Below are 24838 nucleotides of genomic sequence, written 5' to 3'. Positions count from 1 at the left end.
GAGTTGCACGGCGGACCCTGAGTTCGCAGGGCAGTGGCCGCTCGTCCAAGCCCGTGCGGAGCAACCGCTCGGATCGGCTGTCTCAGCCGCGCAGCAGGTCCTGCACCGCCTGGGCGAGTTCCGGGCCCACGTCGATTCCGTTGGTGGGATGGGGCAAGGTGTTGCAGGTGACCACCCGCGCCGCACCGGCTTCCTGCAGGACCTGCATGGCGTCGGGCGAGAACACCGCATGCACGCCCACGCAGACCGGCGCCACCCCCAGCGACTCGCGAATCCGCCCGGCGGCGACGGCCATGGTGCGGGCGCTCGAGATGATGTCGTCGATCAGCACCGGCGTGCGGCCGGCATGGGCTCGTGCGTCGGGCAGGCTGATCTCGACCTGGCGATCACCCAGCCGGGTCTTGGCCAGCACGAGCGACGGGCAGCCGACACGGCGCGCCACGTCCGCGGCCCACTGCTCGCTCTCCGAATCCGGACCGACCACCAGCGGCGCCGGCACGTTCGCCTGCACCCAGCGCGCAATGGCCGGGGCGCTCGCCACGACGCGCGTGGGCACCGTGTAGATCTCCGACAGCGAGGCATGGCGGTGCAGGTGCGGATCGACCGTGGCCAGCCAGTCGAACTGCTGCGAGATGAACCGCGCGAACAGTCCGGAGGTGACGGCCTCGCCGGGCTGGAAGCGGGCGTCCTGCCGCATGTACGGCAGGTAGGGCGCGACCAGCCCCACGCGGCGCGCGCCCAGCTCGCGCGCGGTGGCGGCGAGGAACCACAGCCCGAGAGCCTGCGGGTCCGGGTCGCGCAGCGACGAGACGACCACGACCTCGTGGCCAGCCACGTCGTCGCGCAGCCGCAGGTAGCTTTCGCCATCGGGGAAGCGGCGCGACTCGACGCTGCCCTGCCGGGCCTGCAAGTGAGCGGCCAGTCCGGCCGCCGCGGCCTCGGCGCCCGGGGCGGCGACCACCATCACGCTCATGACACCTCTCCGACAGTGATAAGGCCCGCCTGCGAGGCCACATAGGCCTGCGCATACGCCAGTTCGCCTCGGCTCTGCGCGTGCAGGCTGAACAGCGGCTGCCCGCGCTGGACAGGGTCACCCAGCCTCACCGCCATGGCGACGCCGGCGGCGGGCGCCGCCGGTGCGCCGGCCAGCTTGGCGGCCATGGCGATGCGACGGTTGTCGATGGCCAGCACCGTGCCGGCAGCGGGCGCCAACCAGGGTTCGACGAAGGCCGCGACGGGTGGCTGGCGCAGGCCGCCTTGCGCGGCACAGATGGCCTGGAACTTCGCCCAGGCGCGACCGCTGTCCAGCGTCCGGCGCGCCATGTCCAGGCCGGCGCCGGCAGGGCACAGGTCCGCCATTTCGAGCACCCCGGCGGCCAGCAGCAGCGCACGATCGCGCAGGTCTCGAGGGGCCTGGACTTCGCAGCGCAGCACGGCCAGCAGGTCCCAGGCCTCGAGCGCCGGGCCGATGCCTCGGCCGACGGGCTGCGAGCCATCGGTCTGAACCGTGTGGACCTGCAGGCCCACCGCGCTGCCCACCTCGGTCAGCGCACCGGCAAGCACATCGGCCGCTGCCGCACTGCGGACCTTGGCGGTGGGGCCGACAGGAATGTCGATCAGCACGCGCTGCGAGCCGGCGGACGCTTTCTTGGACAGGACCGACGCCACCATCTGGCCCGTGCTGTCCAGGTCCAGCGGCCGCTCGACGCGAATGAGCACGTCATCAGCCGGGCTCAACTGCACCGCTCCGCCCCACACCAGGCAGCCGCCCTCTCGCTCGACCACCCGGCGCAGGGTCGCCAGGTCGAGGTCGACCGGTGCCAGGGTCTCCATGGTGTCGGCCGTGCCGGCGGGCGAGGTGATGGCGCGCGAGGAAGTCTTGGGCATGACCGCGCCACAGGCCGTGACGATGGACACCACCAGGGGCGAGGTGCGGTTGCCGGGAAGGCCACCGACGCAGTGCTTGTCCACCACCGGGCCCCGCGACCAGGCGAGCCGGTGGCCGACATCGATCATGGCCCGGGTGAGCGCGATGGTTTCGCTGCGGTTCAGCCGATCACCGGCGCAGGCGCTCACGAAGGTGGCCAGGTGCAGGTCGGACAGGCGGTTCGCCGCGACGTCGCGCATGATGACCAGCAGCTTGTCATGGTCCAGCGGCACGCCGTACACCTTGCTGCGGATGTGGCGCTCGGACTCGAGCACGGGCGGATGGCGCACGTCCAGGGGGTCACCGTCACGCAGCCCCATCGAGCGCCAGGCCGATTCGGACAGACCGGCTTCACCGGGTTGCAGCCAGTCGGCCAGCACGTGGTGCACGGTGGCGATCAGGCTGCGCCCGCCGGCACCGATTTCGACCCGGGCCTGCGAGCCGAAGCCTTCGGCCCGGCAGACTTCGCAGTCGGCGCGCATGTAGACGATGGCCGCCTGGTAGGTGTCGATGCCGGCGCGGCGCGCGATCAGGCGGGCGGCGCCGGTGGGGTTCGGGTCCTCGCTGCCGGAGATGAGCGCCGCACGGGTCTCTTGGGCTGCGGCAGAGGAATGGGCATGGACGGTCATGGGAGGCGAGCCGCGTATGGGCGCGACGATCCTACCCGAGCGCTGAATGCACCAAGGGCCACGAGTCGCCTCGTGGCCCTTGGTGGTGGGGGCTATCGGATCGTGATCAGAAGGTCAGCGCGCCGCAGGCCGCTGCGGTCGGCTGCACGTACAGCTGGTTGTTGTTGTTCAAGTTGTCCAGCAGATCCTTGAGCGTCTCCTGGTACGCACGCTGCGCGTGGCCGGAGAGCGTGACCGAATCGGACACCAGTGATGCGTTGGCCAGGTTGATCAAGGCTTCGACGGTGATGAAGCCAGAGTCATTCACGCCGGTGAAGGCTCCCGGGCCAGCGTAGACCAGCCCATTACGGTCGACACCGCCGGCACGGGTGTTCAGCCACATGGTCGCCATCTGAACCGACAGCATGTGGGCCATGTTGGTGGCGCTGCCACCGAGCAGGAAGGCCCTGAGTTCCTCGTGCGTGGTCGGGTTGACGTCCTCGCCGTTCGCATCGCGCAGTGTCAGCGTGCCGAGCCCGGCGTAGATATCTGCCGCGTTCTCGATGGCAGCCTTGCCGTTCTTGTTTTGCCAGAAGCCCAGCGTATGCCCGTTGCCGGCGCCGAGGCAGACGTTGCCGAACTTCACCGTCGCGGTCGGAGAGCCGGAGGAAATCGTCACGGGCACGCTGTTCAGGAAGTCCGGGTTCGTGGAGATGTTGATGGGCGAGGCGGTGCCTGCCACATACGCGTTCGTGGACACCCACACGGCGGCGCTGGTCGGCCGGTATTCACGGGCGAGGAAGGTGCCGAAGCCCAAGCTGTCCAGGCTGTCATAGACCGCCGCAGTGAACTTGAACGCGAAACCTTCCAGATCGACCTTCCAGCCGCTGATCAGCTCCTCGCCCGCGTCCCACTGGCCGTTGGTGTTCGCGTCATACCACTTGTTGATGGTGATACGGGCGGCCGGATCGGGCGTCGACGTCCCGGTGCGGATCATGAAGTTGTCGGTCTTGCTTTCCGAGTTCTTGAACTTGTCGGAGAGGCTCACCCAGACCTTGTAGACGCCGTTGGGCGAGTCGGCGAATCCCGGCAGGCCGTTGTTCTCGACCACCGAGATCAGCTGCCGGCACTGGAGCTTGCCATTGCCATCCGAGGTGACGGTCCCGGAGGGCGTGCCCAACACGGCACCTGAGGGATCGGTGACCTGCACGTAAAACGTGCTGTTCGGCTCCAGGCCCGCGGAGCCAGGCTGCACCGGACCGCCGCTCAGGTAGACCTGGTCCTTGCTCGCATACGAATTGGCGTTGGTGACGCTGCAATCGGCCACGCCAGACGTGAAGATCGCACCGGACAAGTTCGCCTTCGCCCCTACCTCCGGCACGAAGTAGCCGCTGGCCATTTCCACCGAACCACCACCGGCCGCCGTGCTGTCGCTGCTGCCTCCACCGCACCCCGCCAATACTGCGCCGGCGAGCGCCGCGAGAGCAAAACCGCGAACGCGTCCAAAGTTAGAGATCAATGTCATGACACACCTCGTTACAAGCCAGGTGCGAACTCTAACAGTAAATGTGTTTCCTGTTGCAAGCTGTAACTTGTAACAGCCGCCAATCTGCACTAGTGCAGCCGCGCCGTGGTTCAACCGGGAAGGAAAAGCGCCTGTAAGTCGGAAAGAAAATCGAAGCCGCGCACGGTGGGGCGGACGCGATCCAGGGTGCGCTCGACCAGCCCTTTGGACTCGGCATCGGCCAGCCCCTGCTGCAGCACGGTCGGTGGCAGCCCGGTGCGATCGCTGAAGTCCCGCAGGCTGAAGCCCTCCTTCAGCCGCAGGGCGTTCATCACGAACTCGAACGGCAGGTCCGCCCGCGCGACTTCGTGCTCCTGGGCCACCGGCGTGCCGGACAAGGCCTTGTCCATGTACAGCTTGGGCTCGCGCCAGCGCACCTGGCGGACGACGCGGTGCGGGAAACTGAGCTTGCCGTGCGCGCCCGCGCCCAGCCCCAGGTAGTCGCCAAACTGCCAGTAGTTGAGGTTGTGCCAGCAGCGATGCCCCGGCTTGGCGTACGCCGAGACTTCGTAGCGCGCCAGCCCCGCCGCCTCGGTCATCTCGGTGATGCGATCGAGCATGGCGTAGGCGGTGTCCTCGGGCGGCAGTTGCGGCGGGAACTTGGCGAAGTAGGTGTTGGGTTCGAGCGTGAGGTGGTAGATCGACAGGTGCGGGGGCAACAAGGCCATCGCCTGGGTCACGTCGGCCTCGAGCTGCGCCAGGCTCTGGCCGGGCAGCGCATACATCAGGTCGAGGTTGAAGGTGTCGAAGGCCAGCTGCGCCTCTTCGCAGGCGGCGATGGCCTGCGCCCGGTCGTGCACCCGGCCGAGCGCGCGCAGGTGCGCGTCGTTGAAGCTTTGCACGCCGACCGACAGGCGGGTGACACCGGCGGCCCGAAAGGCCTTGAAGCGGTCCTTCTCGAAGGTTCCGGGGTTGGCCTCGAGCGTGATCTCGCATTCGGCATCGAGCTTGAGCCGCGCGCGCATGTCACCCAGCAGCCGGTCGATGCCGGCTGGCGAGAACAGGCTGGGGGTGCCGCCGCCGATGAAGATGCTGTGCACCGTGCGCCCCCACACCAGGGGCAAGGCCTGTTCGAGGTCCGCCACGAGCGCATCGAGGTAGCGCTGCTCGGGCAGTTCGCCGGAGCTCGCCTCGTGCGAGTTGAAGTCGCAGTAAGGGCACTTGCGCAGGCACCAGGGCAGGTGCACGTAGACCGATAGCGGCGGCAGGGCCGGCAGCTGCAGGGTGCCGGGGCGCAGATAGTGCTGCACGTCGGTCATCGCGACCTCCTTCTCAAGCCCAGCGCTCTTTCATGAGCGCCACCATCTGCCGCGCCGCCAGGCCGCGGTGGCTGTTGGCGTTCTTCACCTCCGGCGGCAGCTGGGCGAAGGTCTTGCCGAAGGCCGGGATGTACATGACCGGATCGAACCCGAAACCATGCTCGCCGACGGGCTGGCGGGTGATCTCACCCACCGCGCGCCCCACGGCAATCAAGGGCTCGGGATCATCGGCGCTGCGCAGCGCCACGAGCGTGCTGACCAGCGCCGCGCGCCGGTTGTCCACGCCCTGCATCTGCTCCAGCAGGGCGCGCACATTGTGGTCGTCACCCTTGGGATAGCCGAACTGGGTGGCGTAGTAGGCGGTGTCCACGCCGGGCAGGCCGCCGAAGGCGTCGACGCACAGGCCGGCGTCGTCGGCCAGGGCCGGCAGCCCGCTCTCGCGCGCCGCATGGCGCGCCTTGGCCAGCGCGTTCTCGACGAAGGTGCGATGGGGCTCCTCGGCCTCACCGATGCCGAGTTCGCCCTGGGCCACCAGCTCGATGCCCAGCGGAACCAGCATGGCCTGCAACTCGGCCAGCTTGCCCCGGTTGTTGGATGCGAGCACCAGGCGCGGCGGCATGGTCAGCCTGCGCCGAGGGGCAGCGCGAGCGCCTGGCGTTGGGCGTCGATCAGTTCGGAGATGCCTTTTTCGGCCAGCCGCAGCAGTTCGTTCATCTCGGCGCGGGTGAAGGGCACGCCTTCGGCGGTGCCCTGCACCTCGACGAAGTGGCCTTCGCCGGTCATCACCACGTTCATGTCGGTGCCGCAGGCCACGTCTTCGGTGTACTCGAGGTCGAGCAGCGGCGTGCCTTCGACGAGGCCGACCGACACCGCCGCCACGGGGCCGCGGATCGGCGAAGCCGCCAGCTTGCCGCGCGCGAGCAGCAGGTTGACCGCGTCCTGCGCGGCGACGAAAGCGCCGGTGATGGCGGCGGTGCGGGTGCCACCATCGGCCTGCAGCACGTCGCAATCGAGCGCGATGGTGCGCTCGCCCAGCGCCGACAGGTCGAACACCGCGCGCAGCGAGCGCCCGATCAGGCGCTGGATTTCCTGGGTGCGTCCGCTTTGCTTGCCGCGCGCGGCTTCGCGGTCGCCACGCGTATGCGTGGCGCGGGGCAGCATGCCGTATTCGGCCGTCACCCAGCCTTCGCCGCTGCCTCGCTTGTGGGGCGGCACCTTTTCTTCGACGGACGCGGTGCACAGCACGCGGGTCTGGCCGAACTCGACCAGCACCGAGCCTTCGGCATGGATGGTGAAGCCGCGCGTGAGTCGAACGGGGCGAAGCTGGTCGGCGGCACGCTGGCCGCTGCGGATGAAAGAAGTCATGACAGAAGGAAAACGGGGGAAGCTAGCCCTTGCGGGCCGCGGAGCGCCGGATGGCCTCGTTGATCTCGGCAATGGACCGCTCGATGGCGGCATCGTCCAGGTCGTCGACCAGCGTGTCGAGCACGCCCGCCTGGATGGTGGAGGCGAACACGCCGTTGCTGATGCTGTCGGTGGAGACGCCGTGGGTGGACTCGAAGGTGTCGGGCATCTCCCACTCGACGGCGATGACCGTGACGTTGTCCGAATGCGGGCCGCCGCTGCGCAGTGCGGATTCAACCAGGTCGGGCACGGCCTGGGCCACCGGCTGGTCGGACAGCTGCTGCACGATCTCGGTGTCGGGCAGGCTGCCCCACAGACCATCGGAGCACAGCATGATCTTGTCGCCCTGCTGCAAGGCCATGGGCCCGCTGATGTCGTACACCGGCTTGCTGGGCGAGCCCAGGCAGGTGAACAGGATGTTGCGGTTGATCTGCTCCATGCGGATCACACCGGCGGCATGCTGCTCCATGTAGGAGTGGTCGCGGGTGCGGGTGACGAGCTGGCCGTTGCGCACCACATAAAGCCGCGAATCGCCGCAATGCACCCAGGTGGCGGCCGAGTCCTGGACGACAGCGGCCACCAGCGTGGTGCGCGGGGTGTCGAGCATGCCGCGCTCGCTGGCGTAACGCACGATCTGCGTGTGCGCCGCCATCAGCGCGGCGGACAGGAACTCTACGGGGTCCCGCACGAGCGGGCGCGCCTCGCGCTGGAACAGCGCGGAGATGGTTTGCAGGGCGAGCTGCGCGGCCACTTCGCCTTCGGGATGTCCGCCCATGCCATCGGCCAGCAGGAACAAGCCCGACTCGCGCGTGTAGGCGTAGCCCATGCGGTCCTCGTTGCGCTCACGACCGCCTTTGCGGCTCACCTGGAAAACCGAGAACTTCATCGAGCACTCCTGATACCGAGGGCTTTGCTCCCGGCCACGCCGTGCCCGACATCGCCGCCTAAGCCTGGCCGCACGAGGCCGCCGCGCAGCGGCAGGCCCTTCCAGTGCCACCGGTGAACCGGCTTCGCCAGGCCCCTGGCGGCGCCCCCCTGGTGGGGGAGAGGGCACCGCCCGAGGGGGCACGGCGAAGCCGCTTCGGGGGACATCATCTCTTGCCGAAGTTGGTGCCCATACGAACCGTCTTGCGGGTGTCGGACACGATGTTGTCGAACTGCAGCCGCATCTTCTCGGCCACGCTGAGCTTGGTGTAACGGCGCTCGCCTTCCCGGCTCAGTTCCTTTTGCAGCGCGAACACCGATTGAGGACGGGACAGTGCGTCGAGCGACATGCACCATTCCACCACCTCGATCAGGTTGTCGGAGTAGACGCCGCGCAGGCGCGACAGCGCCAGGCCCAGGCGGTCCTTCTCGAGTCGCTGCGGCGCGTCGTTGGGCGGGTAACCCTGCATGCAGGCATAGATGCAGGCGCCGATGGCGTAGATGTCGGTCCAGGGGCCCATGGACGAATCCCGCCGGTACATCTCAGGCGCGGCGAAGCCGGGTGTGTACATGGGCCGGATGAAATTGCCTTCCTTGGAGAGCACTTCGCGGGCCGCACCGAAGTCGATCATCACCGCCCGGTTGTCGTCGGTGATGAAGATGTTGGCCGGCTTGATGTCCAGGTGCAGCATCTTGTGCTGATGCACGATGCGAAGCCCGCGCAGGATCTCGTCGAACAGGGAGCGGATGGTGGACTCGCGGAACACCTTCTGCTTCTTCAGTTCGCGCGCGGTGATGATGAAGTCCTGCAGGGTCGCGCCCTCCAGGTAGTTCATCACCATGTAGACGGTTTCGTTCTCGCGAAAGAAATTGAGCACGCTCACCACTGAAGCATGCGAGATCTGCGCCAGGGAGCGGCCTTCCTCGAAGAAGCTCTTCAGGCCGAGGCGGTACAGGGAGAGTTTCTCGGGGACGACCTGGGGGAGCAATTCGCCCGGCTGCCGGCTGGCGAGCGACGACGGCAGGTACTCCTTGACCGCGACCTGCTGGCCTTCGCTGTCGATGGCCAGGTAGACCATTCCGAAGCCACCTGCGGAGAGCTTGCGTACTACCCTGTAGCCACCGATGACGGTGTCGGGCGGCAGGGGCGCAGGTTTGACCTTTGACATAATTTGGGGCTTGGCGCGGTTGTGGCGAGGGCCCGTCGACTACAGCCAGCCCGCCCCCTACGACAGCGAAACGACTCCTGAGAATCCTCGATGCCAGTTTACAGCATGACCGGTTACGCAAGCGCCCAACTCAACGGGCCGCAGGCGCCGGTTGCCGGGGACGCAACACCTGCGCCAGGGCGGGTCCTGGGCATGGAGATCCGCTCGGTCAACAGCCGCTTCCTCGACCTCACGTTCCGCTTGTCCGAAGACCTGCGGGCGTTCGAGCCGCCGTTGCGCGAGCTGCTGCAATCGAGGTTGAAACGCGGCAAGGTCGAAGTGCGCGCCGGGCTCGAGGCCACGAGTGGCGAGGGCCTGCGCGAGCCGGGCGCGCGCCAATTGCAGCGACTGGGCGCCTTGCAGGACATGGTGCTCGGCTGGCTGCCGCAGGCCCGCCCCCTGAGCGTGGCCGACGTGCTGCGCCTGGCCACCCCGGAGACCGGCGCGGCCGACTGGGGGCCCACGGTGCAGTCCCTGGCAGCGCGCACGCTGGACGACCTGGTCGCCGCCCGCGCCCGTGAGGGCGAACGGCTGGTGCAGATGCTGCGCGGCCACCTGGCCCGGTTGCGCGATCTCGCCGCGCAGGCCCGCCCGCTCGTGCCGCAGCTGGTCGAGCAGCAGCGGCAGCGATTCCTGGAGCGCTGGCGGGAAGCCATGGCCCTGGGCGGCAGCGCCGGCGCGCCCACGCAGGCCGAGGCCGCGCAGGACCGCGCCCTGTCCGAGGCCACCGCGTTCGCGATCCGCATCGACGTGGCCGAGGAACTGACCCGGCTCACCGCGCATCTGGACGAGATCGCGCGCCTGTTGGACAAGGGGGGCGAAGTCGGCAAGCGGCTGGACTTCCTGATCCAGGAACTGCACCGCGAGGCCAACACGCTCGGCTCCAAGTCGGCCACGCTGGAACTCACGCGCATCTCGGTGGACATGAAGGTGCTCATCGAGCAAATGCGCGAGCAAGTCCAGAACATCGAATAGGACCCCCTGTGGAATACCCCGGCAACCTCTTCGTCGTCGCCGCTCCGAGTGGCGCGGGCAAGTCCAGCCTGGTCAAGGCGTTGATGGAACTCGATGCCCAGGTGCAGCCCTCGGTCTCGCACACCACCCGGCCTCCGCGGGGGCAGGAAAAGCACGGACGCGAGTATTTCTTCGTATCGCCGCAAGAGTTCGACGCCATGGTCGCGGGCGGCGCCTTCATCGAATGGGCGCACGTGCACGGCAACCGTTACGGCACCTCCAAGAAGGCCGTGGAGGATCGCATCGCGGCCGGGGCCGACGTGATCCTTGAGATCGACTACCAGGGTGCGCTGCAGATCAAGCGCATCTTCGCCAACGCGGTGCTGATCTTCATCCTGCCGCCCAGCTGGGACGAACTGCGCGCCCGCCTCGAGCGCCGCGGCGAGGATTCGGCCGAGGTGATCGAGACCCGCCTGACCAACGCCGCCGAGGAGATGGCCCAGGCCCGTGAATTCGACTATGTGATAATCAACGAGCTTTTCGAGCGCGCGCTGTTCGACCTCAAAGCCATCGTCCACGCCCAACGACTGAAGTTCTCGTCGCAGCGGCGCATCCGGGCCGACACCTTCAAGGCCCTCAACATCATCTGAACACCCAACGGAGTCGCTTCATGGCCCGCATCACCGTCGAAGACTGCCTGAACAGGATCCCCAATCGCTTCCAGCTCGTGCTGGCCGCCACCTACCGCGCACGCATGCTGAGCCAGGGCCATACGCCCAGGATCGAGAGCAAGAACAAGCCGGGCGTCACTGCCTTGCGCGAAATCGCCGAAGGCAAGGTGGGTCTGGAGATGCTCAAGAAGGTCCCCGGCTGACCGCCCGATACAAGTTCATGAAAAAGGCACCGCGCGCGGTGCCTTTTTCATGGGCGGGACTGGCCCGGCGAGCCCCACGCTACATTTAGGGCATGAGCGCCGTGCTCGACTCCTCCTCCGACAAGCGCAAACGGACCGCCACCGCCGGCGCGCCCGATCGACCCACTGCGGCCGCCGCGCACGCCGTGGCCAACGCGGCGGCAGCAAGCTTCGCCGCCCTGACCGCCAAGCTCGACTATCTGGACCCCGCCGATGTCGAGCAGGTCCGTCAGGCCTACCGCTTCGCCGACGAGGCGCACCTGGGCCAGTTGCGCGCCAGCGGCGAACCGTACATCACGCACCCCATCGCGGTGGCCGCCCAATGCGCCGAGTGGAAGCTCGACGCCCAGGCCTTGATGGCGGCCCTGCTGCACGATGCGATCGAGGATTGCGGGGTCACCAAGCCCGAGCTCATCGAGCGCTTCGGCGTGCAGGTGGCCGAACTGGTCGACGGCCTGACCAAGCTCGACAAGCTGCAGTTCGACACCCGCGAGGAGAACCAGGCCGAGTCCTTCCGCAAGATGCTGCTGGCGATGGCGCGCGACGTGCGGGTCATCCTCATCAAGCTGGCCGACCGCACGCACAACATGCGCACGCTGGAGGACATGCCGCGTGCCAAGTGGTCGCGCATTTCCTCGGAGACCTTGGACATCTACGCCCCCATCGCGCACCGGCTGGGCCTGAACCAGACCTACCGCGAGCTGCAGGAGCTGGCGTTCCGCTACCTCATGCCATGGCGGCACCAGGTGCTGAGCAAGGCCGTGGCCAAGGCGCGCAACCGCCGACGCGACCTCATCCAGAAGGTGCAGCGCGAGGTCGAGCAGGCCTTCGATGCCGCCGGCATCCGCATCGGGCTGGCTGGCCGGGAGAAGACGCTCTATTCGATCTACTGCAAGATGGACGACAAGCACCTGAGCTTCGCGCAGGTGACCGACATCTACGGCTTCCGCGTGATCGTGCCATCGGTGATCGAGTGCTACACGGCCCTGGGCGTGCTGCACCAGCTGTACAAACCGGTACCCGGCCGGTTCAAGGACCACATCGCCATTCCCAAGGTCAACGGCTACCAGTCGCTGCACACCACGCTGGTCGGGCCATCCGGTGTCAACGTCGAGTTCCAGGTCCGCACCGAGGCCATGCACGTCGTGGCCGAGTCCGGCGTGGCCGCGCATTGGCTCTACAAGGCCAGCACCGGCGAGCACGACGGGTCGGCCGATCGCCTGGGCACGAAGTGGCTGCAATCGCTGCTGGACATCCAGCACGAGACGCGCGATGCCGCCGAGTTCTGGGACCACGTCAAGATCGACCTCTTCCCCGACGCCGTGTACGTGTTCACACCGCGCAGCCAGATCATGGCGCTGCCGCGCGGAGCCACGGTGGTCGATTTCGCCTATGCGATCCACAGCGACATCGGCGACCGCACCGTCGCCGCCAAGATCAACGGCGAGCAGGTTCCGCTGCGCACGGAGCTGAACAACGGCGATGTCGTCGAGGTGGTCACCGCGTCGGTTGCCGCGCCCAATCCGGCGTGGCTGGGTTTCGTGCGCACCGGGCGGGCCCGCTCCAAGATCCGCCACCAGCTCAAGGGGCTGGCACAGGCCGAGTCGCGCGACCTGGGCGAGAAGCTGCTCACGCAGGCCCTTCGGGCCGAGGGCTTCCAGCGACTGCCGGCCGCCGACGCCGACAACCAGGTGCTGTGGGACAAGCTGCTGCGCTTCACCGGCAACCGCACCCGCGACGAACTGCTGACCGACCTGGGCCTGGGCAAGCGCATCGCGAGCATCGTGGCCAAGCGGCTGGTGAACCTGCTGGCCGAGACCGGTGGCAAGCGCGACGCCCTGCTCATCACCCGCGAGCGCTTCACCGCGCACGAGAACGTGTCGCAGGGAGCGGTCACGCTCGACGGCAGCGAGAACGCCTCGGTGCAATACGCCACCTGTTGCCGCCCGGTGCCGGGTGACCGCATCCTGGGTTACCTGGGCCGCGGCGAGGGCCTGGTGGTCCACACCGACGATTGCGGCGTGGCCCGGCGCCTGCAGCACAAGGACGCCGAGCGCTTCATCGGCGTCGAGTGGGCCGAGGAAACCGTGCGCCCCTTCGAGACGCTGCTGCTGGTCACCGTGGTCAACGGCAAGAGCGTGCTGGCCCGCGTGGCGTCGGCCCTCGCCAGCGCTGAAGCGGACATCACCCACGTGGACATGGGTGACGAGCGGGGCCAGGAAGCCTGCGACCTGCGCTTCGTGGTCGCCGTGCGCGACCGCGCGCACCTCGATGCCGCCATGCGCACCCTGCGGCGCACGCCGGCCGTCATTCAAGTCAGGCGGCCGCGGCCCGGCAAGTAGGCGCACCGGCGCCGCATCAAGGGGTCCGCAACGTGTACAGGAAGGCCGCGATGTCGCGCGCGTCTTCCTCGCTCAGGCCCAGTGGCGGCATGGCCGTACCCGGCGCGACGGCCGGCGGATTCAGCAGGAAGCGCACCAGGTTCTCCGGCTGGTTCGGCACCACCCCGGCAATGAAGGCCCTTTGCCCCACGCCCGCCAGCGGCGGCCCGACGTGGAAGCCTGCCCCCACGACACCGGGAATCACATGGCACGTCGCGCACAGGAAGGCGTCGATCTTGAGACGGCCCTCCGCCACGCTGCCCAGGCTGGTGGGCAGCTGGGCCGCGGCGGGTTCGGCGCGCGCTTGCCGCGCCGCGCTGGCTGTCTCGCCGGACGCCATCATCGGGTGCCGGTGCTCCGGCAGCCGCCGCATCATCGCGGCATATTCGTTCGGCGATAGCACGGCCATTGCACGCACGAAGCCCACCACGCTCCAGATGTCGGCGTCGGCCATCCGGTACTTCCAACCGGGCATGCCGGTCATCTTGATCCCGTGCTTGATGGTCCAGAAGATCTCGCCGGCCGTCCACTCGCGCGCAGCCGGCACCAGGTTGACCGGCTTGGGCCGTAGTCCCAAGGCGAACGGCTCCGGCGGCACGCCGGGAGCTCCATGGCACTGCAGGCAGTGCCCCTGGTACAGCACCGCACCTTGCTCGACGCGCGACGGCTCGTCCAGGTCCGCTGGCGGAGCCTGATCCGCGCGGGCCTGCACGGAGCGGGCCATCGCGTGATGCAACAGCTTGTAGACCGGCGCCAGGTGCTGGTGGGTGGCCGCCACGTCGTACACGCCGAGCTGCACGACCAGGACCAGGCCTGCGACGACGCACACCACCAGGGCCAGCAAGGCGATGGCCAGCGTGCGCACACGCACCGTGAGCGGTGGGCGGGCCTCAGGTGCGTTCATAGAGATAGGCGGCGATGTCGCGCGCCTCGCGTTCGGAAATCCCCAGGTCCGGCATCGCGGTGCGGGGGTCGACGCCGGTGGGGTTGCGGATCCAGCGCACCAGGTTCTCGGGCGTGTTGGCGATCACGCCGGCCAGGTAGCCGCGCTGCCCCATGGCCCCGAGCGGCGGCCCCACGTTCGCGGACACTCCGGCAATGCCCGGGACCGAATGGCAGGCTACACAGCCATGCCGCTGGATCGCCAGCTTGCCGGCATCGGCCGTCCCACCTTCCACCCGGGGCCGCTGCCCGTCGCCACACCCGCCCATCGCGGCGCCGCACAGCGCCAGCGCCAGCGTGAAGGTGCGGGGGCGGAACATGAGGCCGATTTTTCCGGGCCGGTGGCTGGGCCGGGGCTGAACGTAACAAAAGAGCGCAATTGAAAGTCGCATCGCGTCGTGACCCCTCAGGCCCGGCCGTTTCCTGAATGATCAGGAGCCACCCCGCTGCCGCTCCATGACCGCCGCGCCGCCTTCCCCCCTGCCCAACGCCGCACCGCCGGTGCGCGCCGGCGTGCAGTCGGCGCTGCAGGCGCACGGCGAGTCGGCCGCGCCGCTGCTGGAGATCACCTGGGTGCTCATCGTGGGCGGCGCCGTGATCTTCGCGGGCGTGGTGGCCGTGGCGGCGATCGCCGTCTTCGGCCCGACCCGGATGCGCGGCGCGCTCGCGCAGCGGCGCTGGATCGTGGGCGGCGGCATCGTGTTCCCGATCGTCGTGCTGACGGCCCTGCTGGTCTACACGCTGCAAGCAAGCGCGCCACTGGCTCGGCCCACGGCGTCCGGCGCGCTGCGGGTCGAGGTGACCGGCGAGCTGTGGTGGTGGCGAGTGCGCTATATCGACGACAGCGGCGCGGTGCTTCTGGAGACCGCCAACGAGATCCACATTCCCGCCGGGCGGCCGGTCGAGCTCACGCTGAAGTCCGACAACGTGATCCACAGCTTCTGGGTGCCCAACCTGGCGGGCAAGCTGGACATGGTTCCTGGCCACCTCAACCGGCTGAGGCTCACCGCCGATGCACCCGGGGTGTTCCGCGGCCAGTGCGCCGAGTACTGCGGTGCCCAGCACGCGCGCATGGCGTTCTACGTGGTCGCGCAGCCTGCGGCCGAATTCGCGCGCTGGCTGGCCGACCAGCGCCGGCCAGCGCCGAACCCCACCAGCCCCGAGCTGGCGCTGGGCCAGCGACTCTTCCTGGCCAACCGCTGCGGCTTGTGCCACACCGTGCGTGGCACCGCCGCCGAAGGCCGCCTCGGACCCGACCTCACCCACGTCGGCGCCCGGGCCTGGTTGGCCGCCGCCACCGTGCCCAACAACGAAGGCACGCTGGCCGGCTGGATCAGCGACCCGCAGCAGATCAAGCCGGGGGCGCGGATGCCAGCCTATCGGGTGTTCTCGCCGGACGAGTTGCGCGCGCTGGCGGCCTGGCTGGCGAGCCTGCGACCATGAGCGAGCACGAGATCGACTACAGCCGGCTGCCCAATCCGGGGCCGCGCGACGATGCCAAGGAACTGGACCAGCTCAAGCGGATCTGGGCGCCGCCATCGGGCCTGAAGTTCGTCACCGTTGTGAACAACAACTATGTCGGCTCCTTCTACATCGGGGCCGCGCTGATGTTCTTCGTGCTGGCGGGCCTGCTGGCGCTGCTGATGCGCACGCAGCTGGCCGTGCCCGACAACGACCTGGTCGGCCACAACCTCTACAACCAGCTGTTCACCATGCACGGGACCATGATGATGTTCCTGTTCGCGGTGCCCATGGTGGAGGCGGTCGGCGTGCTGTTGCTGCCCAACATGCTGGCCGCGCGCGACCTGCCCTTTCCGCGCCTGAGCGCTTTCGCGTTCTGGGCCTACTTCGTGGGCGGCACGGTGTTCTTCTGCAGCATCTTCTTCGACCTGGCACCGCGCGGCGGCTGGTTCATGTACCCGCCGCTCACCAGCTACGAGTACGAGCCGGGGCACAACGCCGACTTCTGGCTGCTGGGCATCGGTTTCATCGAGATCTCGGCCATTGCCGGGGCCATCGAGATCGTGGTGGGCATCCTGCGCACGCGCGCCCCCGGAATGACGCTGGACAAGCTGCCGATCTACGCCTGGTCGATGCTGGTGCTCGCCGGCATGATCATCTTCGCGTTCCCGGCGGTGATCCTGGGCACCATCCTGCTGGAGCTGGAGCGGGCCTTCCGGTGGCCCTTCTTCCTGGCCGACTACGGCGGCGACCCGCTGCTGTGGCAGCACCTGTTCTGGATCTTCGGCCACCCCGAGGTCTACATCATCTTCCTGCCCGCCGCGGGCATGGTGTCCATGATCGTGCCCACCATGGCCCAGCGCCCGCTGGTGGGCTATCGGCTGGTCGTGATCGCGCTGGTGGCCACCGGCTTCCTGAGCTTCGGGCTGTGGGTGCACCACATGTTCGCCACCGGCATCCCGCAGCTGTCGCTGAGCTTCTTCTCGGCCGCCAGCATGGCGGTGGCGGTGCCCAGCGGCATCCAGGTGTTCGCCTGGATCGCCACGCTGGCGGCGGCGAAAAAGCTCAACCCGATGGACACGCCCACGCTGTTCGTGCTGGGCTTCCTGTTCATCTTCGTGCTGGGCGGCCTGACCGGCGTGATGGTGGCGGTGGTGCCCTTCGACTGGCAGGCCCACGACACCTATTTCATCGTGGCCCACCTGCACTACGTGCTGATCGGCGGCATGGTGTTCCCGCTGTTCGGCGCCTTCTACTACTGGATGCCCTACGCGAGTTCGCGGCGCATGTCCGAGCGCATGGGCCGCTGGTGCTTCGCGCTCATGTTCATCGGCTTCAACCTGGCCTTCTTCCCCATGCACATCGCCGGGCTCGAAGGCATGCCGCGGCGCGTGTACACCTACCCGGCGGAGATGGGATGGGGCACGCTGAACATGCTGTCCACCGTGGGCGCCTACCTGATCGCCGCGGGCGTCGCGGTGTTCCTGGTCGACCTGGCCATGCACTTCCGCATGGGCGGCAGCAACGCCGGCAACGTGTGGAACGCCGGCACCATGGAGTGGCTGCCCAACGACAACTACTCCAACCGCAGCATCCCTTTCGTCACCAGCCGCGAACCGCTGTGGGACCAGCCGAATCTCTCGCGCGATGTCGAGCAGGGCCACTACTACCTGCCCAATGCGCCCACGGGTGGGCGCGAGACCATCGTCACCAGCGCACTGGGGGCCAAGCCGCAGTACCTGCTGCAGATGCCGGGCTACGGCTGGTCGCCCTTCCTGGCCGCCGTGTTCACCGCGGGCTTCTTCCTGCTGCTGACCGTCAAGCTGGTGTGGCTGGCCGCGGCCTGCGGCCTGGTCGCCATCGCCTCGGTGTTGCGCTGGGTCTGGTCGACCGATCCGGGCTACTCGCATCCGCCGGTCGACATCGGCGGCGGCATCCGGCTGGAGGTCTACCAGCAGGGCCCGACCTCGCATTCGTGGTGGGCGATGATGGTCCTGGTGATCGTGTCCGGGTCGATCTTCGCGTCGCTGGTGTTCTCGTACATGTTCCTGTGGACGGTCTCCCCGGAGATCTGGCCTTCTCCCGGGCAGTTGCCGCAGCTGGGCTGGGCGCTGGGATCGGCGGCGCTGCAAGGGGCCAGCGGCGCCCTCATCGTCTGGGCCGGCCGCCGGCTGCGCCGCCAGGACGGCACGCGCCGGTGGCCGCTGCAGCTGGCCATCGGCAGCGCCATCGTGCTGCTGTGGATCGCGCTGGCCGGCGACCTGGCCAACCAGTCGTCCGCCGGCATCGCACCCACCGACTCGGCCTACGGCGCGGTGGTCTACACCATCCTTTCGCTGCAAGGCTTCTACGTGGTGATCATGAGCTTCATGGGCGGCTACTGCATGGCGCGCCTGGCCGCGGGCCTGATGCACGCGCGGCGTCGCGTGAGCTACGAGAACACCCAGCTGTACTGGGTGTACGTGGTGGCGCAGGGGCTGGTCGGGCTGGTGGTGATCCACGGCTTCCCACGGCTGGCCGGATGACGAGCATGGAGCGCCCCTCGTTCTCCCGCGTGCTGCTGCAGTCCTGCGCACCGGCGATCGTATGGGCGCTGCACTTCGTGCTGATCTACGGCTTCGCCGGCGTGGTGTGCGCCCGGCCGCAGGCCGACTGGCGCTGGTGGGGCGTGCCGGCCACCACCTGGGGCGTCGCGGCCGCCGGCGTGCTGGCCCTGGCACTGATCGCCTGGTCCACCGCCAGGGCCTGGCCGCGCCGCAACGAAGCCGGCGACAGCGGCTTCGTCGCCGCCTTCACACTCGGCGTGGCGCTGCTGTCGGCGGTGGGCGTGGTGTGGGAAACGGCGGTGGTCTGGCTGGTCCCGAGCTGCGTGTGATCGCGCCGGCGCCAGGCACTCACCCGAGCCGACCGCCCGCCAATCGCCGCTGCCGGCCGCATCGCGCGGCCAGCGATTCGTCGTGCGTGACCAGGATGAACGCGGTGCCGATGTCTCGGGACAGCTGCAGCATCAGGTCGAACACGGTTTCGGCGGTCTGCCGGTCGAGGTTGCCGGTGGGCTCGTCGGCCAGCACGCAGGCCGGCCGCGTGACCAGGGCTCGCGCGATCGCCACCCGCTGGCGCTCACCGCCCGACAACTCGGACGGCCGGTGCTTCAGGCGCCCGCCCAGGCCCACCGCCTCCAGCGTGCGCTGGGCCTCGGCGTGGCACTGCTCGACCGGCTCGCGCCGGATACGCAGCGGCATGGCCACGTTGTCCAGCGCCGAGAACTCGGGCAGCAGGTGATGGAACTGGTAGACGAAGCCCAGGTGCTGGTTGCGCAGCCGCCCCTGCGCCGCCGGGCCCAGGGCGCCCAGGTCCTGGCCGTGCAGCAGCACCCGCCCGGCCGAGGGTGAATCGAGCCCGCCCAGCACGTGCAGCAACGTGCTCTTGCCCGAACCCGAGGCCCCCACGATGGCCAGCGTGTCGCCGGCATGCACCGACAGGTCCACCCCGCGCAGCACCTCGACGTCGAGGCCGCCCTCGGTGAAGCGCTTGCTGATGCCTTCGGCCTGCAGCACCGGCCCGTTGGGGTCGCGCAAGTCTTCACTCATAGCGCAGCGCCTCCGCCGGATTGACCCGGCTGGCGCGCCAGCTCGGATAGAGCGTCGCCAGGAAGGCCAGCACCAATGAGATCACCGCGATCGGCACGATGTCGCTGGCTTGCGGATCGCTGGGCATGCGGTTGATCAGGTAGATGTCCTTGGGCAGGAAGCTCGCCCCCAGCGCCTGTTCGAGCGCCGGCACGAGCACGTCGATGTTCAGGGCCACTCCCAGCCCGAGCAGCAGGCCGGCCAGCGTGCCCACCACGCCCACGGTGGCGCCCTGCACCACGAAGATGCCCATGATGCTGGACGGGCTGGCCCCCAGCGTGCGCAGGATGGCGATGTCGGCGCGCTTGTCGGTGACGGTCATCACCAGCGTGCTCACCAGGTTGAACGCGGCCACCGCCACGATGAGGGTCAGGATGATGAACATCATGCGTTTTTCCAGCTGCACCGCCGCGAACCAGGTGCGGTTCTGGCGCGTCCAGTCACGCACCAGCACCGGTCCGGTCATGCGCTCGGCCAGTTCGGCGCCCACTGAAGGCGCCTGGTGCAGGTCGGCGAGCTTCAGGCGCAAACCGGTGGGCCCCTCCAGCCGGAACAGGCGCTGCGCGTCCTCGATGTGCATCATCACCAGGCCGCTGTCGTACTCGAAGTGGCCGGAGTCGAAGGTGCCCGCCACGGTCACCTGGCGCAGGCGCGGCACGACACCGGCCGGTGTCACCTGGCCACCGGGCGCCACCAGCGTCACCGCATCGCCCTCGCGCACGCCCAGGCTGCGCGCCAGCTCGCCACCCAGCAGCACGCCGAACTCGCCCGGCACCAGCCGCTTGAGCGCGGTGTCCTTCAACTGCGCGGCAACCTCGGTGATCTGCGGTTCCAGCACCGGATCGATGCCGCGCACCAGCGTGCCGCGCATGTCCTCGCCGCGCGCGAGCAGGGCCTGCGCCGCCACGAAAGGCGCGGCGCCTTGCACCTGCGGGTGCTGGCGCACCTCGCGCAGGCTGCGCTCCAGGTCGGGCAGCACGCCGCCACCGGGGCCATAGACCTCCACGTGCGAGACCACGCCCAGCATGCGGTCGCGCACCTCCTTCTGGAAGCCGTTCATCACCGACAACACGATGATCAGCGCCGCCACGCCCAGGGCGATGCCCAGCATGGAGACGCCGGAGATGAAGGAAATGAAGCCGTTGCGGCGGGTGGCCCGGCCCGCCCGCGTGTAGCGCCAGCCCAGGAGCAGTTCGTACGGAATTCGCATGCCGCGCAGATATCGTCGTTCGGGGGATCGGTCGGAGGGGCCGCCATTGTGGCATCCGGGACAATGCGCCCATGCCTCATCTGCTCGTGCCCTTCGCCGCCTGCTCCGCTGCGGCCTGCCAGGCGGCGCTGCAGGGGCTGGCGCTGCCCGGGCTGCGGGCCCTGGTGACCCGCCTGGCGCCGGGCGCCACCGACGCCGGCACGCCTGAAGACCTCACACCGCCGCACGAGCGGGTGCTGGCCCGTGCCAGGGGGCTGTGGCAAGGCGATGGCCGCATCGCCGACGCCGCCTGGCGGCTGCGCCACGAAGGCCACGACCCCGGCACTGCCGCCTGGGCCTGGCTCACCCCCTGCCACTGGGCCGTGGGCCGCGACCGCATCCGCATGGCGCCGCCGCACACGCTGCAGCTGCAGGAAGCCGCCTCGCGCGAGCTGCTGGAGGCCATCCGCCCCTACGCCGCCGAGGACGGCATCGATCTGCACTACCGCGGCCCCACCCGCTGGCTGGCCTCCGGCGAGATGTTCCGGGGCCTCGCCTGCGCCTCGCTCGACCGGGCCGCCGGCGGCACCGTGGACGACTGGCTGCCGCGCAGCCCCGAGGCGCGGACACTGCGCCGCCTGCAGCAGGAAGTGCAGATGCTGCTCTACACCCACCCCGTCAACGACGCCCGCGAAGCGCAGGGCCTGGTGCCGGTCAACTCGTTCTGGGTGAGCGGCGCGGGCGCGCTGCCCGCCGGCGCGCTGATGGCCGAAGGCCCGCAAGTGCACGACGCCCTGCGCGAGCCGGCCCTGGCCGGCGACTGGGCCGCCTGGCGCGAGCGCTGGCAGGCACTGGACGCCGACGTGCTGGCGCCCGTGGCCCGCGCCCTCGACCGGAACGATCCCATCTCCCTCACCCTGTGCGGCGTCGCGCTGGCCCGCACCTGGGGCCCTGCCCGGGCCGGCTGGGCCGGGCGCCTGTCCCGCCTGTTCGGCCGCGCCCCCTCCGCGGCGCAGTTGCTCGATTCCCCATGAAGATCATCCCGAGAGACGTCAACCCCCGTACCGCCTGGGCCCTGGAGCAATCCGGCCTGCATCCGCTGCTGGCCCGGCTGTTCGCCGCGCGCGGCATCGCCAGCCGCGACGAACTGGAAGATGCCCTGTCGCTGCTGCTGCCGCCGGTGTCGCTCAAGGGTGCCCAGGAGGCCGCGGTGTTCCTGGCCGACGCCATGGCCGCCGACCGGCGCCTGTGCATCGTGGCCGACTACGACTGCGACGGCGCCACCGCCTGCGCGGTGGGGGTTCGCGGCCTGCGCCTGCTGGGTGCGCGCCACGTCGACTACCTGGTGCCCGATCGGGTGGTCGACGGCTACGGCCTCACGCCGTCCATCGCCCAGCGCGTGCACGAGCGCGGCGCCGACGTCCTGGTCACCGTGGACAACGGCATCGCCAGCTTCGACGGCGTGGCCGCCGCCAACGCCCTGGGCCTGCAGGTCGTGGTGACCGACCACCACCTGCCCGGCAGCAGCCTTCCCGAGGCGGCCGTGATCGTCAATCCCAACCAGCCGGGCTGCGAGTTCCCCAGCAAGTGCATCGCTGGCGTGGGCGTGATGTTCTACGTGCTGCTGGCGCTGAGGGCCGAGCTGCGCGCCCGCGGCGCCTTCGGCGATCGGCCGCAACCCAAGCTCGATGCCCTGCTGCCCCTGGTGGCCCTGGGCACCGTGGCCGACGTGGTGCGGCTGGACGCCAACAACCGCCGCCTGGTGGCGCAGGGATTGCGCCGGGTCCGCGCCGGCGCCCTGCCCTGCGGCTTGGCCGCACTGTTCCAGACGGCCGGGCGCCGGCACGAGGTGGCCAGCGCCTTCGATTTCGGATTCGCCCTCGGGCCGCGCATCAACGCCGCGGGCCGGCTCTCGGACATGACGCTGGGCATCGAATGCCTGCTCACCGACGACCCCGCCCGCGCCGACGAACTGGCCCGCACGCTGGACGGCATCAACCGCGAGCGGCGCGACATCGAGGGGGGCATGCGCGAGCAGGCGCTCGAGCTGGCGCAGGCCTTGTTCGAGGAAGGCGAGGAGCCGCCACCGGCGGTGTGCGTGTTCGACCCCGAGTTCCACGAAGGCGTGGTGGGCATCGTCGCCTCGCGCATCAAGGACCAGCTGCACCGGCCCACCTTCGTCTTCGCGCTCAGCCAGGCGCCCGGCAAGGAACACGAACTCAAGGGTTCGGGCCGCAGCATCCCGGGCTTCCATCTGCGCGACGCACTCGACCTGGTCGCCAAGCGCCATCCCGGCGTGCTGCTGCGCTTCGGCGGCCATGCCATGGCGGCGGGGTGCACCGTGGCCGAGGAACACCTGGACACCTTCGAGCAGGCGCTGTCGCAGGTCGCCGCCGAATGGCTGGACACCGCCACGCTGCAGCGCCGGCTGGCCACCGACGGCCCGCTGGCGCCCGAGTGGCGGCGCGTGGACCTGGTGGACACGCTCGACCAGCAGGTCTGGGGCCAGGGCTTCGCCCCACCCGTGTTCAGCGAGGAGCTGGAAATCCTGTCGCAGCGGCTGGTCGGCGAGAAGCACCTGGCGCTGCGCCTGAAGCATCACGGCCAGCCGGTCGATGGCATCTGGTTCGGCCGCACCGAGCCACTGCCGGGCCGGGCCAAGCTGGCGTTCCGGCTCGACGCGCAGGAGTGGCAGGGTGCGCGGCGGGTGCGCTTCCTGATCGAGGGGGCCGAGCTGTAACCGCGCCCGCCGTGCTCAATGCACGAGGCAGTTGAACAGCTGCGCCGCCAGGTCTCGCAGCTGCGCGTCCTCGGTGGACCGGGCGCGGGCCAGCTGCCAGATGGCATAAGCCCGGTCCTGCCGCATCAGGTCCACCCGGACCGCTCGCCCGTGACTGGCCATACCTTGCCGGAACCGCACCAGCAACGCCACGGGGCAATCGCTCCAGCAGGGCGCCTCCAGCGCGGCTTCGTCACAGGGCTCGATCGAACCCGCATCGCCGAAGCGTTGTTCGACATCCAGGGCTCCGTCGCGCGCCATGCTCGTGAAAATCCGGGCTGTTCCCATGTCGCCAAGGTAAGCGTCGGCAACAACTGCGCACGTCAGCAGCAGCGCGGCCGGCGTGTCGGACAGAGGCGCCATGTTGCAGCGCCGCAATCGGACAGGTGTCAGCGGCCGGAAACGACCAGGAGATCGGGTGGCGCCGCGGGGGACTCGGCCTGCTGGGTGCCCAGCCGGCTGCCGCAGCTGGCGATGGTCGAGCCCACGACGTACTGCAGGCAGTCGGCGAAGGCAGTCTGGCGGACCTGCACGTCCATCTGCCTCGACTGCGCCTTGAGCACCTGGACGCTGACCACGGCGTAGAAAGCCAGGCCGAGCAAGGCCGCCAGCGCCAGGCCGACGACCGTCCAGCCAGCGGGGGTGCGCGACGTGGAGCGGGTAGCGGTCGACATGGCAGGGTCCTCGGTAGGTGTCCGCCAGATGCTAGGCAGCGGCGGCGGTGCCCGGCCCACGCCGGCCGCGCATGCGGCTGTAGGACAGAATCCGGCGCATGTCCGCCCTGCTCGACGCGCCTGCCACCGCCCGGCTGCTGCCCTACCCGGCCCTGGTCGACGAGCTGGCCCGCCTGCTGACCGATCCGGCGGTTCAGGTGCCGGCGCGGCTGGTGCAGCCTCTGCCCGGCGGCGGCAGCCTGTTCGTGATGCCGGCGCTGGATGGGCGCACCGCCATCACCAAACTCATCACCTTCACGCCCGCCAACGCAGGCACCGGCCGGCCGGCCATCCAGGGCGACGTGGTCGTCTTCGACACCGCCACCGGCGAGCGGCGGCTCGTGCTGGACGGTCCCACGGTGACCGCGCGGCGCACGGCCGCGGTTTCGGCGCTGGCCGCCCGCTGGCTGGCGCCCCGCCCCGACGGCCCCTTGCTGATCGTGGGCGCGGGCGCACAGGGGCGCTCCCACCTCGACGCGTTCGCCGAATGCCTGCCGCTGCGCGACGTGCGGATCGCCTCGCGCAGCGTCGCCAGCGCCCAGGCCTTGTGCGACCACGCTCGCGCGCTGGGGCTGCGCGCGCAGGTGGTGACCGACCCCGACGCCGCCCTGGCCGAGTGCCCGCTTGCGGTCACCTGCACCCCCGCCAGCGGCCACGTTCTGTCCGCCCCCGTGCGTGACGACGCCTTCATCGCCGCCGTTGGCGCCTTCACGCCCACGATGGTCGAACTCGCCCCCGGCCTGTGCCGGTCAGTCGCCGAACGGGGATCGATCTGGCTGGACACCGCCGACGCGCGGCACGAGGCCGGCGACCTGCTGCAGGCGGGCCTGGACCTTGGCGGGTTCCCCACCCTGGCCGACTACGCGCGCGAGCGGGCGAGCCATCGAGGGCGCGCAGGCCCGGTGCTGTTCAAGAGTTGCGGCTGGGCCGGCTGGGACCTCGCCGCCGCGCGCCTCGCGGTATCCCCCAAGCCCTGAGCCTCA

The 24838-nt window shown here is 69.5% G+C and carries 24 protein-coding genes; 10 read left to right on the top strand and 14 right to left on the bottom strand.

The genetic code is table 11. The annotated features are described in order from the left end of the window. Positions 1 to 82: 82 nt before the first annotated feature. From JI739_RS10570 to JI739_RS10535, 8 genes are all read right to left on the bottom strand, one after another. Positions 83 to 973 carry a ribose-phosphate pyrophosphokinase gene (locus JI739_RS10570; protein ID WP_201683864.1) on the bottom strand — a complete coding sequence of 297 codons (891 nt, stop codon included), beginning with the start codon at positions 971 to 973 and terminating at the stop codon, positions 83 to 85. Continuing rightward, positions 970 to 2556 (bottom strand): thymidine phosphorylase family protein, encoded by a 1587-nt coding sequence (locus JI739_RS10565; RefSeq protein ID WP_201683863.1) that lies wholly within the window; start codon positions 2554 to 2556, stop codon positions 970 to 972. The genes JI739_RS10570 and JI739_RS10565 overlap by 4 nt, the downstream gene beginning before the upstream one ends. Before the next feature lie 106 nt (positions 2557 to 2662). Beyond that, positions 2663 to 4060: a hypothetical protein gene (locus JI739_RS10560; protein WP_201683862.1), complete on the bottom strand. Its 1398-nt coding sequence runs from the start codon at positions 4058 to 4060 to the stop codon at positions 2663 to 2665. A gap of 110 nt (positions 4061 to 4170) precedes the next feature. Then, positions 4171 to 5358 (bottom strand): radical SAM family heme chaperone HemW, encoded by a 1188-nt coding sequence (hemW, locus tag JI739_RS10555; RefSeq protein ID WP_201683861.1) that lies wholly within the window; start codon positions 5356 to 5358, stop codon positions 4171 to 4173. Between the two features lie 13 nt (positions 5359 to 5371). Further along, positions 5372 to 5977 (bottom strand): RdgB/HAM1 family non-canonical purine NTP pyrophosphatase, encoded by a 606-nt coding sequence (rdgB, locus tag JI739_RS10550; RefSeq protein WP_201683860.1) that lies wholly within the window; start codon positions 5975 to 5977, stop codon positions 5372 to 5374. 2 nt (positions 5978 to 5979) lie between these two features. Beyond that, entirely contained in the window at positions 5980 to 6723 is a 744-nt protein-coding gene (gene rph / locus JI739_RS10545; protein WP_201683859.1) for a ribonuclease PH, read from the bottom strand. Positions 6724 to 6745: 22 nt separating this feature from the next. After that, positions 6746 to 7648 (bottom strand): PP2C family protein-serine/threonine phosphatase, encoded by a 903-nt coding sequence (locus JI739_RS10540; protein WP_201683858.1) that lies wholly within the window; start codon positions 7646 to 7648, stop codon positions 6746 to 6748. Positions 7649 to 7853: 205 nt separating this feature from the next. After that, positions 7854 to 8855: a serine/threonine protein kinase gene (locus tag JI739_RS10535; RefSeq protein WP_201683857.1), complete on the bottom strand. Its 1002-nt coding sequence runs from the start codon at positions 8853 to 8855 to the stop codon at positions 7854 to 7856. Positions 8856 to 8945: 90 nt separating this feature from the next. On the opposite strand from JI739_RS10535, the gene JI739_RS10530 reads away from it, so the two are divergent. The 4 genes from JI739_RS10530 to JI739_RS10515 all read left to right on the top strand — a co-directional run bounded on the left by JI739_RS10530 (position 8946) and on the right by JI739_RS10515 (position 13103). Next, complete coding sequence (locus tag JI739_RS10530; RefSeq protein ID WP_201683856.1) at positions 8946 to 9869, top strand: YicC/YloC family endoribonuclease; 924 nt, start codon at positions 8946 to 8948, stop codon at positions 9867 to 9869. A gap of 8 nt (positions 9870 to 9877) precedes the next feature. Beyond that, positions 9878 to 10498 (top strand): guanylate kinase, encoded by a 621-nt coding sequence (gene gmk / locus JI739_RS10525; RefSeq protein WP_201683855.1) that lies wholly within the window; start codon positions 9878 to 9880, stop codon positions 10496 to 10498. Between the two features lie 20 nt (positions 10499 to 10518). Continuing rightward, positions 10519 to 10722 (top strand): DNA-directed RNA polymerase subunit omega, encoded by a 204-nt coding sequence (gene rpoZ / locus JI739_RS10520; RefSeq protein ID WP_201683854.1) that lies wholly within the window; start codon positions 10519 to 10521, stop codon positions 10720 to 10722. Between the two features lie 92 nt (positions 10723 to 10814). Then, positions 10815 to 13103, top strand: coding sequence for a RelA/SpoT family protein (locus JI739_RS10515; protein ID WP_201683853.1), 2289 nt, complete (start codon positions 10815 to 10817; stop codon positions 13101 to 13103). Between the two features lie 16 nt (positions 13104 to 13119). On the opposite strand, the gene JI739_RS10510 is transcribed toward JI739_RS10515, so the two are convergent. Both JI739_RS10510 and JI739_RS10505 read right to left on the bottom strand, forming a co-directional pair. Beyond that, a complete protein-coding gene (locus tag JI739_RS10510) occupies positions 13120 to 14046 on the bottom strand; it encodes a c-type cytochrome (protein WP_201683852.1) in 927 nt (308 codons plus the stop codon). Continuing rightward, positions 14033 to 14404 carry a c-type cytochrome gene (locus JI739_RS10505; protein WP_201683851.1) on the bottom strand — a complete coding sequence of 124 codons (372 nt, stop codon included), beginning with the start codon at positions 14402 to 14404 and terminating at the stop codon, positions 14033 to 14035. Before JI739_RS10505 ends, JI739_RS10510 begins: the two co-directional genes overlap by 14 nt. 136 nt (positions 14405 to 14540) lie before the next feature. Between JI739_RS10505 and coxB the strand changes: the two genes are divergently transcribed. Genes coxB through JI739_RS10490 form a run of 3 tightly spaced genes read left to right on the top strand, consistent with a single transcriptional unit; the run spans position 14541 to position 18420 of the window. Then, a complete protein-coding gene (coxB, locus tag JI739_RS10500) occupies positions 14541 to 15527 on the top strand; it encodes a cytochrome c oxidase subunit II (protein ID WP_201683850.1) in 987 nt (328 codons plus the stop codon). Further along, on the top strand, positions 15524 to 18070 hold the full coding sequence (gene ctaD, locus JI739_RS10495) for a cytochrome c oxidase subunit I (protein WP_201683849.1): 2547 nt from the start codon (positions 15524 to 15526) through the stop codon (positions 18068 to 18070). The genes coxB and ctaD overlap by 4 nt, the downstream gene beginning before the upstream one ends. Positions 18071 to 18075: 5 nt before the next feature. Continuing rightward, positions 18076 to 18420: a hypothetical protein gene (locus JI739_RS10490; RefSeq protein WP_201683848.1), complete on the top strand. Its 345-nt coding sequence runs from the start codon at positions 18076 to 18078 to the stop codon at positions 18418 to 18420. Between the two features lie 19 nt (positions 18421 to 18439). Here the strand turns inward: JI739_RS10490 and lolD are convergent, their stop codons facing one another. Next, complete coding sequence (gene lolD / locus JI739_RS10485) at positions 18440 to 19135, bottom strand: lipoprotein-releasing ABC transporter ATP-binding protein LolD (RefSeq protein WP_201683847.1); 696 nt, start codon at positions 19133 to 19135, stop codon at positions 18440 to 18442. Continuing rightward, entirely contained in the window at positions 19128 to 20384 is a 1257-nt protein-coding gene (locus JI739_RS10480) for a lipoprotein-releasing ABC transporter permease subunit (RefSeq protein ID WP_201683846.1), read from the bottom strand. The genes lolD and JI739_RS10480 overlap by 8 nt, the downstream gene beginning before the upstream one ends. 71 nt (positions 20385 to 20455) lie before the next feature. Between JI739_RS10480 and JI739_RS10475 the strand changes: the two genes are divergently transcribed. Next, the gene (locus tag JI739_RS10475) at positions 20456 to 21397 is read left to right on the top strand and encodes a phosphoglycerate mutase (protein WP_201683845.1); all 942 of its coding nucleotides are present in this window, start codon (positions 20456 to 20458) and stop codon (positions 21395 to 21397) included. Then, on the top strand, positions 21394 to 23103 hold the full coding sequence (gene recJ / locus JI739_RS10470; RefSeq protein WP_201683844.1) for a single-stranded-DNA-specific exonuclease RecJ: 1710 nt from the start codon (positions 21394 to 21396) through the stop codon (positions 23101 to 23103). Before JI739_RS10475 ends, recJ begins: the two co-directional genes overlap by 4 nt. 15 nt (positions 23104 to 23118) lie before the next feature. Here the strand turns inward: recJ and JI739_RS10465 are convergent, their stop codons facing one another. Further along, positions 23119 to 23505 (bottom strand): hypothetical protein, encoded by a 387-nt coding sequence (locus JI739_RS10465; protein WP_201683843.1) that lies wholly within the window; start codon positions 23503 to 23505, stop codon positions 23119 to 23121. 26 nt (positions 23506 to 23531) lie between these two features. After that, the gene (locus JI739_RS10460; protein WP_201683842.1) at positions 23532 to 23816 is read right to left on the bottom strand and encodes a hypothetical protein; all 285 of its coding nucleotides are present in this window, start codon (positions 23814 to 23816) and stop codon (positions 23532 to 23534) included. Between the two features lie 98 nt (positions 23817 to 23914). Here JI739_RS10460 and JI739_RS10455 point away from each other — a divergent pair, with 98 nt between their 5' ends. Beyond that, positions 23915 to 24832 carry a delta(1)-pyrroline-2-carboxylate reductase family protein gene (locus tag JI739_RS10455; protein ID WP_201683841.1) on the top strand — a complete coding sequence of 306 codons (918 nt, stop codon included), beginning with the start codon at positions 23915 to 23917 and terminating at the stop codon, positions 24830 to 24832. Positions 24833 to 24838 lie beyond the last annotated feature (6 nt).

Source organism: Ramlibacter aurantiacus (assembly GCF_016722895.1).
Classification (GTDB): Bacteria; Pseudomonadota; Gammaproteobacteria; order Burkholderiales; family Burkholderiaceae_C; genus Ramlibacter; species Ramlibacter aurantiacus.
This window is presented reverse-complemented; position numbering and strand designations above follow the sequence as displayed.